This is a genomic window from Pseudoalteromonas sp. P1-25 (assembly GCF_001401805.1).
Taxonomy (GTDB): domain Bacteria; phylum Pseudomonadota; class Gammaproteobacteria; order Enterobacterales; family Alteromonadaceae; genus Pseudoalteromonas.
Window position 1 is genome coordinate 155,550 of the sequence record NZ_LKDW01000005.1, and the last position, 9,652, is coordinate 165,201.

General features: G+C 41.0%; 9 protein-coding genes. 2 read left to right on the plus strand and 7 right to left on the minus strand.

From position 1 onward, the window contains the following. Positions 1–312, minus strand: coding sequence for a 50S ribosomal protein L21 (gene rplU / locus AN393_RS05515; RefSeq protein ID WP_004587921.1), 312 nt, complete (start codon positions 310–312; stop codon positions 1–3). A gap of 421 nt (positions 313–733) precedes the next feature. On the opposite strand from rplU, the gene ispB reads away from it, so the two are divergent. Beyond that, on the plus strand, positions 734–1,705 hold the full coding sequence (ispB, locus tag AN393_RS05520; protein WP_055017550.1) for an octaprenyl diphosphate synthase: 972 nt from the start codon (positions 734–736) through the stop codon (positions 1,703–1,705). An 88-nt stretch (positions 1,706–1,793) separates the two neighbouring features. On the opposite strand, the gene mdh is transcribed toward ispB, so the two are convergent. After that, a complete protein-coding gene (gene mdh / locus AN393_RS05525; protein ID WP_055017551.1) occupies positions 1,794–2,726 on the minus strand; it encodes a malate dehydrogenase in 933 nt (310 codons plus the stop codon). 225 nt (positions 2,727–2,951) lie between these two features. Between mdh and argR the strand changes: the two genes are divergently transcribed. Beyond that, a complete protein-coding gene (gene argR / locus AN393_RS05530; RefSeq protein WP_004587918.1) occupies positions 2,952–3,419 on the plus strand; it encodes a transcriptional regulator ArgR in 468 nt (155 codons plus the stop codon). On the opposite strand, the gene AN393_RS05535 is transcribed toward argR, so the two are convergent. The 5 genes from AN393_RS05535 to AN393_RS05555 form a co-directional block, all read right to left on the minus strand. Beyond that, positions 3,416–4,315, minus strand: a complete 900-nt coding sequence (locus tag AN393_RS05535) for a Dyp-type peroxidase (protein ID WP_055017552.1) — start codon at positions 4,313–4,315, stop codon at positions 3,416–3,418. The genes argR and AN393_RS05535 overlap by 4 nt on opposite strands. Before the next feature lie 43 nt (positions 4,316–4,358). After that, positions 4,359–5,405: an ABC transporter ATP-binding protein gene (locus AN393_RS05540; RefSeq protein WP_055017553.1), complete on the minus strand. Its 1,047-nt coding sequence runs from the start codon at positions 5,403–5,405 to the stop codon at positions 4,359–4,361. Beyond that, positions 5,406–7,037 carry an iron ABC transporter permease gene (locus AN393_RS05545; RefSeq protein WP_055017554.1) on the minus strand — a complete coding sequence of 544 codons (1,632 nt, stop codon included), beginning with the start codon at positions 7,035–7,037 and terminating at the stop codon, positions 5,406–5,408. Further along, positions 7,037–8,041, minus strand: a complete 1,005-nt coding sequence (locus AN393_RS05550; RefSeq protein WP_055017555.1) for an extracellular solute-binding protein — start codon at positions 8,039–8,041, stop codon at positions 7,037–7,039. The genes AN393_RS05545 and AN393_RS05550 overlap by 1 nt, the downstream gene beginning before the upstream one ends. Before the next feature lie 776 nt (positions 8,042–8,817). Beyond that, positions 8,818–9,504: a tRNA-uridine aminocarboxypropyltransferase gene (locus AN393_RS05555; protein WP_055017556.1), complete on the minus strand. Its 687-nt coding sequence runs from the start codon at positions 9,502–9,504 to the stop codon at positions 8,818–8,820. Positions 9,505–9,652: the final 148 nt, after the last annotated feature.

A 9,652-nucleotide genomic window follows, 5' to 3' on the forward strand; every position in this document is an offset into this window, starting at 1 on the left:
TTAAGCGCTAATGCCAGTGATTTTAACTTCAGTGAACCATTGACGATGGCCCATTTGCTTACGAGAATGCTTACGGCGTCTAAATTTAACAACCTTAATCTTCTCACCGCGACCATGTGAAACAACCTCAGCTGTTACTTTACCACCGTTTACGAACGGTACACCGATCTCGATTTTCTCACCATCAGCAACTAAAAGTACTGAATCAAATTCAACTGCTGCACCAGTTTCAACGTCTAATTTTTCAAGACGAATCGTTTGACCTTCAGTCACACGATGCTGTTTACCACCACTTTGGAAAACCGCGTACATAATTAACTCCGTCTGTGCGCCCTCAAATCGACGCAACTAAAATATTCTTCGATAGGGCGCGAAGTTTACGCTAATGCATAAAAACTAGCAAGCCTATTTTGTAATTAAAATGAATAAAAAGTAGCTGCATTGAGAGCAATTCAATATTTCCCCCATTTTATATTAAATTGCCCTGTTGCCAAGCGCTTTTTAGCGTAAAAATAAAATAAATTTCCGTGCAGTGATGCCTACTCTAGAACCTACTAACTGAATAATAAACAGCCACAAAAAGTCTATTAAATACACAGTTAAATACGCTAATTAAGCACTAATTCAGGTTTTTAACTCGGTTTTTTTAATGAATCGTCACAAAATATCGAGCTAGTGCATTTTTTGTTGTACAATCGGCGCCGTTCACACATAAAAATTGGCTCGGAGATCAATGGATATAAAAGCTATCCAGGCGTTAATCGAAAGCGATATGAATGACGTCAATCAACTTATACACGCGCAAATGCGCTCAGATGTGGCGTTAGTCAATCAACTTGGGCTGTACATCGTTAACAGCGGTGGCAAACGCGTACGCCCTATGCTTGCTCTATTGGCTGCAAGAGCTTTGGGCTACCAAGGTAAAGATCACATTACCTTAGCAACAATTGTTGAATTTATTCATACTGCAACGCTATTACACGATGATGTTGTTGATGAATCTAACCTACGCCGTGGTACACCTACTGCTAATGCCGAATTTGGTAACGCTGCCAGCGTGTTAGTTGGGGATTTTATTTACACCCGCTCATTTCAGCTGATGGTGGGACTTGGTAAAATGCAGATTATGCAAGTACTTGCTGATGCAACCAATGTTATTGCCGAGGGCGAAGTATTGCAGCTTATGAATTGCAACGACCCTAACACTACCGAAGCAAGTTACATGCAGGTTATTTATTCTAAAACGGCTAAATTGTTTGAAGCCGCTACAGGGCTTGCGGCTATTATTACCGAGCAAGATAATAGTGTGCTAGATGCGCTTAACTTATACGGCATGCACTTAGGTACTGCTTTTCAATTAGTTGATGATGTGCTTGATTACAACGCAGACGCTGACCAGTTAGGTAAAAATATTGGTGATGATTTAGCAGAAGGCAAACCTACCTTACCATTAATCTATGCTATGCAGCATGGTAGTGATGAGCAACGAGCCCTTATTCGAGATGCTATTGAACATTGCAATGGTATGGATAACCTTGAGGCTATTTTAACGGCTTTAAAAGAAACCAAGGCGCTTGAATTTACAATGCAAAAGGCGCAACAAGAAGCTGATAAAGCGATAGCCTGTTTAGACTTTTTAGCTGAATCACAGTATAAGCAAGCATTAATAAGCCTAGCGCGTATTGCTGTAGAGCGAGATCACTAAGGCCATAGCCCTTAATTAGTAAAGGGTAATAATTTTCGAGCAATAAAAAAGCCTGCATATGCAGGCTTTTTTGTATGAAATTTGGCTATTACGCCATGAAATCGACACCTTCTTTGATGTCTTTTTTCAGCGTTTCAAGCATATCGTTTTTAGCTTTTTCTTCAAATGCGCTTAACTCGCCGTAAGAAAGAATTTCTTCTACGCCGTTTTTACCTAAACGTACTGGGTGAGCAAAGTACTCTGCATCACCATTTTCAACAGCAACGTATGCGTAATCTACTACGTCTTCACCTTGTAGGCCTTTAACTAAAGACATACAAAAACGTGCTGCAGCAGCACCCATAGAAAGTGTAGCTGAACCACCACCCGCTTTAGCATTTACTACTTCAGTACCTGCATTTTGGATACGTGGAGTTAGTGTAGCAACTTCTTCTTCGGTAAAGCTTACGCCTTCAACTTGAGAAAGTAGAGGAAGAATAGTTGTGCCAGAGTGGCCACCAATTACGGGTACTTTTACTGATGCTACGTCTACGCCTTTAAGCTCAGCAACAAATGCTTCTGAACGAATTACGTCAAGCGTAGTAATACCAAATACGCGGCTTGCATCGTAAGTACCTGCTTTTTTGAATACTTCAGCAACGATTGGCACAGTGCCATTTACTGGGTTAGTGATAACACCCACTAATGCTTTAGGGCAGCTAGCAACAATGCCTTCTGCTAATGTTTTGATGATACCTGCGTTTACGTTAAATAAATCCGCACGATCCATACCTGGTTTACGTGGCATACCCGCTGGGATAAGTACGATATCACACCCTTCAAGCGCTTTATTTAAATCGTCTGCGCCAAAACCTGCTACTTTAACATCTGTAGGGATGTGTGATAGGTCAACCGCAACACCTGGTACAACTGGTGCAACATCGTAAAGTGATAATTCAGAACCTGCTGGTAAGCCTGTTTTTAATAATAAAGACAACGCTTGACCGATACCGCCTGCAGCACCTAATACAGCAACTTTCATTGGAATTCTCCGTAATTTGAGGTAGGAAATATTTGTGGCTCTTAAGATAATGAAATTAGCGACTAAAAACAAATTTATCCTGCTTATTTCAGGTATATTTTCGACCATAGTTGTAAACTTTGTTGGTTTATCGCAGCAAACTGGCAAGTTAACTAAACAACTGCTGCATAATTATTCATTTTTGTGTAGAATTTGCATTATAAATAACAAAAATGAATAAAGACTATGCAACCACAAGACAAACAAGAAGCACTGGTAAAAGCGTTTAAAGCACTTTTAAAAGAAGAGAATTTTGGCTCGCAAGGCGAAATAGTCGAAGCATTAAAAGAGCAAGGCTTTGACAATATAAGCCAGAGTAAAGTATCGCGTATGCTTAGCAAGTTTGGCGCTGTGCGAACCCGTAATGCTAAACAAGAAATGGTGTATTGCCTTCCCGCAGAAATGGGCGTACCGACAGCTAAAAGCCCACTGCGCCAGCTTGTTATTGATATTATGCATAACGAGATGATGATTATTATTACCACCAGCCCAGGCGCAGCGCAGTTAATTGCTCGTTTGTTAGATTCTTTAGGTAAAGCTGATGGTGTTTTAGGCACAATTGCTGGAGATGACACTATTTTTATTGCGCCTGCAAAAATTTCTGAAATTGACATTACGCTTGAGCGCGTACGCATTTTATTTGATACGGTTTAAAGCTGCTTTAAAAAACTAACTGACGGCGCAAAAAACGCTGAGCCCATATCGGCTTGAGTAAAATCAAGCCAATGGTCGTAACACTCCCCTTTTCCTATGCGGCTGTTAAGTACCTTTTCAAACGCACTTCCCGATGCAGAGCATGTAATACTTAGCATACCTTGCTCATAAACATCGCCATACGGCATGCTTTGGTTAAGCAATATTGCTTGGCCGCTCTCATTTTTTAGCTCGCTTCTAGTGGCGTGGCTAGTATCTACCTTAGGCTCAATTAAAGTGTTATCTAAACGCGTGCGCCCCATAATATGCTCTTGCTCGCTGAGTGATAAATGCTGCCATACACTCAAGTCATGCTTATAACGTTGGACATGAATATAACTACCTTGGTGTTCAAAGCTGTCGGGCTTATTAACCAGTGCAGTGATTCGTTTTTGCCGCCCATGCGGGGTATCGCCTGCGTAAATAAAGCCGTTAAAGTCTCGCCCATCTAAAAACCTAAAGTTGCGAATTTGTTCAACCAGCTCTACATCGGGCGAAAACAACTTTAATATTTGCAATGCAAAAAGGTGATTAACATCTTCTCGGTCTGAGCGAATTTGGATAAATAAATCGCAGGGCTGTACGCGCATAACAAAATCGCTGTGATTTATATTAGGAAAGCTTTGCAGCTCGCTTGGGATATATTCAGGTAGTATATGCGGCCAATATTGCGCGCCTATGGCAACCATGCAAGAGAGCATGGCCTCGGAGAACTGATCACTAAACTCTTCTTCAATTGCGCTTACGCGCTTTAGCTTTGCGCGCAATGACTCGTCTTGACCATCAAATACATTAAAAAATAAATGCAAACCGTGTAAGTTTGCTTCAGCACAAATCCCAGATTGCGCTTGCGCCATTGTTATTCCTTAGCTTTATAAAACACAGCGAATAACACGTTTGTTATGATTCGAAAAAATTCACCGTGTGAGGTTTTATTTTTATTATAACCTGCTCATTTATTTCAAATGACTGGCCATATTGTGCGGCAACTTCAATCTCTTGATCTGCAATTAAAACAGTGTAAACATAAGCCGAACCTATAAACCGACGGTTTAAAATGCTCACACTTTGAGGGTTATCAGCCTGCGTATTTTGCGCAAGCTCAATATGGTGCGGACGTATATACACCAGCCCTTTTATTGCACTGTGCTTATGTTCTTGCTGCGATTGCACAACACCATAAGTGGTTGCGTATTCAGTTGCCGTTAACACTTCTGCGCCTAAGTATATGCCCTGACCCAGAAACTCTGCAACCTCCTTTGTCGCTGGCTTGGCAAAAAGCTGCTCTGGCGTACCTTGTTGGGCTATTTTTCCTAGGTGCATTATGGCCAACGTGTCCGAAAACGCAAAGGCCTCTTCTTTTGAGTGGCTAACAAACACCGCAGAAACCTGCTGCGCTTTAATAATGCGCCGAATATCAGCAATTAGCTCAAAACGCACTTGTGTATCTATGTTCGAAAAAGGCTCATCAAGGAGCAATAAGCTAGGTTTATAAGCCAGCGCTCGCGCAATAGCGACACGTTGCTGCTGGCCACCAGAGAGTTGATGAGGGTAGCGTTTTGCACATCCTGTTAAATGCACCAGCTCCAGCATTTCCTCTACCCGGTGCTGTTTTTGAGCTTTACTTATTTTACTTAGTCCAAATGCGATATTATCGGCCACACTGAGGTGAGGAAACAGAGCATAATCTTGAAACATCATCCCAATATTACGATGCTCTGGAGAGACAAATGTATCCTTATCGCTTACGCATTTGCCCTCTATAGATACACTCCCCTGCTTTACTTCAATAAGGCCAGCAATGGCTTTTAAGGTGGTTGTTTTACCGCAGCCACTGGCACCAAGTAAACACACTATTTCATCTTGACCCACCGTTAAATCCAAATTGTTTAAAACCGGTGTGCCATTGTAGTGATAACCTACACCTTGTAAATTTAAACGGCTCATTTAACTGTGTTGCTCCATAGAACGGTTAATAAAATACAAGGGGATCAACCCAACCAAAACAATAAATAAAGCGGAAATAGAAGCAAGCTCAAGCTGTTCATCGCTCACATATTGAAATACGTGTGTAGCTAAGCTTTCAAAATCAAAAGGCCTTAATAGTAAAGCGGCTGGCAGCTCTTTCATACACTCAATAAATACAAGTAATGCTGCCGTTAAAAGCCCTCGTCGTAATAAAGGAAGGTGTATTAAGCGCAATGTTTGCCCTTGGCTTTTACCCATAGATTGGCTAGCCATATCTAGTGATGGGCTAATACGCACAAAGCTCGATTCTATCGCACCATGCGCTATGGCATAAAAGCGCACTATGTAAGCCAATATAATAGTGACAATGCTACCGGTTAGTAATAAACCTATATCGAGGTTGTAGCTCTCAAGCGCTGTATTTATTGAGTTCTCTAATACGCTAAGCGGTAATAATACTGCAATAGCCAGTACCGTACCTGGCAGTGCGTAGCCGGTGCTTGCTAAGCGACCTGGTATTAAAGAGTAGCCTTGCTTTGCCACACGCTGATAAAAAACGATTAGTGTAGCAAGTATTATGCTGGCCACACTGACAATAATAGCCACTTTTAAACTTTGCCACGCGTAACTAAAAAATGCGGTGTTCCACGCTTTATCAAAGTAAGTTATTGCATAATTTAGCAACACAAACATAGGTATAATAAAAGCAATGAGTAAAATAACACTGCAAAATGACGTAGCCAACCATGCATGTTTACCTTTAAGTTTATACAACGACTCGCTATTAACGCCCGACTGGCGCTCAAATACGGCCTGGTTACGCCGACTAAAGCGCTCCGCCATTAACGCTAAAAATAGCAGTAACAACATAACGCCTGATATTTTTGCTGCAGCTGTGAGTGAGTAATAACCAAACCATGTATCGTACACTGCGGTGGTTAATGTGCTCACTGCAAAGTAGCTCACCGTTGCATAGTCGGCCATGGTTTCCATGCTAATAAGCGCAAGGGCAGCCACAATTGAGCCACGAGAGAGTACTATGCTTACCTTAAAAAAGCTTTGCCAAGGCGATAAGCCCATTAATTGGCTCGCTTGCACTAACTTAAATGACTGCTCTCGCAGTGCGGTTTTAAAAATTAAAAATAAATACGGATACAGCACAAGTGCGATCATCACCATAGCGCCTGGCAAAGTGCGAATATCAAAAAACCAATAATCCGTTGGCGAGTGCCAATCAAACCAGTCTCTAAGGGCAATTTGAACCGGGCCTGCGTAATCTAGCAAGTCGGTATACACATAGGCTATTAAATAGGTAGGCATTGCAAGGGGCAGCATAAGCGCCCATTCAAATTGCTTTTTTCCGGGGAAGGAGCAATACGCACTGAGCCAACCAAGCGGTAGCGCAATTGCACAGCTAAGCAGGCATACGCCAAAAATAAGCAATACGGTATTGGTAATATAATCCCACAGCACGGTATCCCACAGATGAGAAAATACTTCTGAGTCGCCTTGTAAAGATTCATATATCAAAAAAAACAGCGGGGCCGACAATAAAAGGCCTGTCGACCAAGCAAAGAGCTGCCATTTAGACAGCTTAAATATAAAATTCATTAAAGGTCGAACTTCACCTCATCTATTAGCTTAAGGGCTAACGGACGATATTTACTGATTTCATCGAGTGCTAGGCCATCTTCTTTAAAGCTCCCCCAAGATGCAACTAAGTTTGATAGCTCAACACCTTGCTTAACTGGGTACTCCATATTTACAGAGGCATACATGTTCTGTGCTTTGGTTTCGCTCATAAACTCAATAAGTTTAAGGGCATTACCAGGATTTTTTGCATACTTAGTAATAACAGCTCCCGATACATTAATGTGTGAGCCGCGATTTTGCTGATTAGGGAAATTAATATAAACAGACTCAGCCCATGCTTTTTGCTCTTCGTCTTGAAGCATTTTGCCAAGGTAGTAGCTATTTCCTAAAGCAAGATTGCACAAACCTTCTTTAACCGCTTTGACCTGCGCGCGATCATTGCCTTGTGGCTTACGTGCTAAATTAGCTTTGACACCTTCTAGCCATGTTTTAGTTTTTGCCTCGCCATGGTGAGCAATCATCGAAGCAACCAAGCCAAGATTATAAGGGTGCTTACCAGAGCGAGTACAAATTTGCCCTTTATACTGAGGGTTTGCCAAATCTTCGTAGGTAAGTTCAGGTAATGCACCTAGGCGCTCTTTTGATGAGTACACATTACGTACTCGCTTAGTTAACGCCACCCACTGCCCACCACTATCTCTGTATGATGCGGGGATATTATTTTTAATACGATCGCTGTTAATACTTTGCGTTAAATTTAGGTCTTCTAGCTGAATGAGTGCACTAAAGTTAGATGTTAAGACTAAATCGGCTTTACTGTGTTTTCCCTCACGCTTAACGCGCTCTATTAACCCTTTTTTTGCAAAAACCACATTCGTTTTAATGCCCGTTTGTTTTGTAAAATCGTCTAAAATTGGTTGAATTAGAAACGGTTGACGAAAAGAGTAAATATTAACAACATCACTCGCAAATGCAGGTGAAATACTAATAATACAGGTGAGTATAGCCAATGCAGTTCTCATATCAGTGTACCTAAATAGTCTTTATTTACAGGGAATTTTATCGCGATACGTGAAAATATACACTCTTTACATAAATGTAAATAAGTAATTAATGTACAAAACAGAAATACTGCGTAAGACATCTCTTACAGGGGTGACAGCTAATGAGTAAAAAAAGCGATAACAACTAGTTAGAATTACTATAAGGTATTGTTTTTAAGTAATATTATTAAAATTCTCATATTTTATAAGTAAATCTATTACCGTTTTAACCTATTTTAGTTGCATCAACACGCTACAATTACTACATCAACCAAGCAGTGATGCTTATCGAGTAAATGGAAATGGACTGCTTACTCGAACAACCAATGATTAGGTTACTACGGACAACACGGAAATTAGGACAGGCTCAGGATGAGTATCGCAATGGATTGTTGCACAAAGGAACGTATTAGGATGATACAGTAAGGATAACAACATCGGATAGTTGTTTAACAGGAAGTTACACGGAATTAAATGGACAGGCCCTTGAGGCAACGCAATGGAATTGTAAATTAACGGACTGCACTAGGACGTGCTAAAAGGAATGGGTAATAGTTTTTACCAATACAGGATGTACAGGGATTTAAAGGAGATAGGCCCGGATAGCCTAAATTACATAGAACTAAAAAGTAATATCGTAATCACATGGATAAGTAAAAATTGGAGTTGATTAAGTTCAATTGCAGGATGCAAAATTAGAAGATTCCGCAAGCGCGCCTAGAGATAGAGCGCGCTTTTCTTTGTCTAAAATTAAGTTACTGTGGCCTGCCCTTATTTCGCTTGCCAAGTAAGTACGCATCACGAAATTTTATAAAGTGTTGTTCAAGCTTTAAGGCGGCATCTTGCTCACCTGCGAGCGCTAACACCATAATGCCTACCTCAGCAGTGCCTAACTGATAAGCGTGAGGTGCAACGCGTAAACGGTAATCTGATAGTTTATCAGCCGTGATCGACAACACAGGTAAATTATCAAGATACGGGCTTTTACGGATCATTTTTTTAGCTTCACGCCAGGTGCCATCTAAAAATATAAATAATGGCTTTTTACCAGGCGTAATATTTACTTCGGTGGTTGCTCTGCCTGGCTCTACATCTTCAGCTGGAAATATCACCATAGGTTGATAATCAGCATTGTTTAATAAGGCTAATAGCTCAGCGCTTGGCGCTGTTCTATCCCATCTGAATGCATAGTTATCTGGGACTATTTCAGCTATTAAACGCCCTGTGTTTGAGGGTTTAAAACTTTCATTATGATACATTAATAAACACACCCCAGCATCGCACTGCGCTTGCTCTACACCCTCACATATACAGTAATGCTTAGCTATTAAACATTGCTCACAACGGTCCATTTTACCACCGCGGGCATTAAACTCACGGCGCGATTCGCTAATTTGCTGAGCACGTAAAACTAATACTGAGTTATGTTGGGGATTTTTCAAGGGGGCTATTACCTAAAATTTGTTCGGCGCGTATTGTAGCTAAAATAAAAGGGAATAGATATCAGCTATCAGCTATCAGCTATCAGCTATCAGCTATCAGCTATCAGCTATCAGCTATCAGCTATCAGCTATCAGCTATCAGCTATCA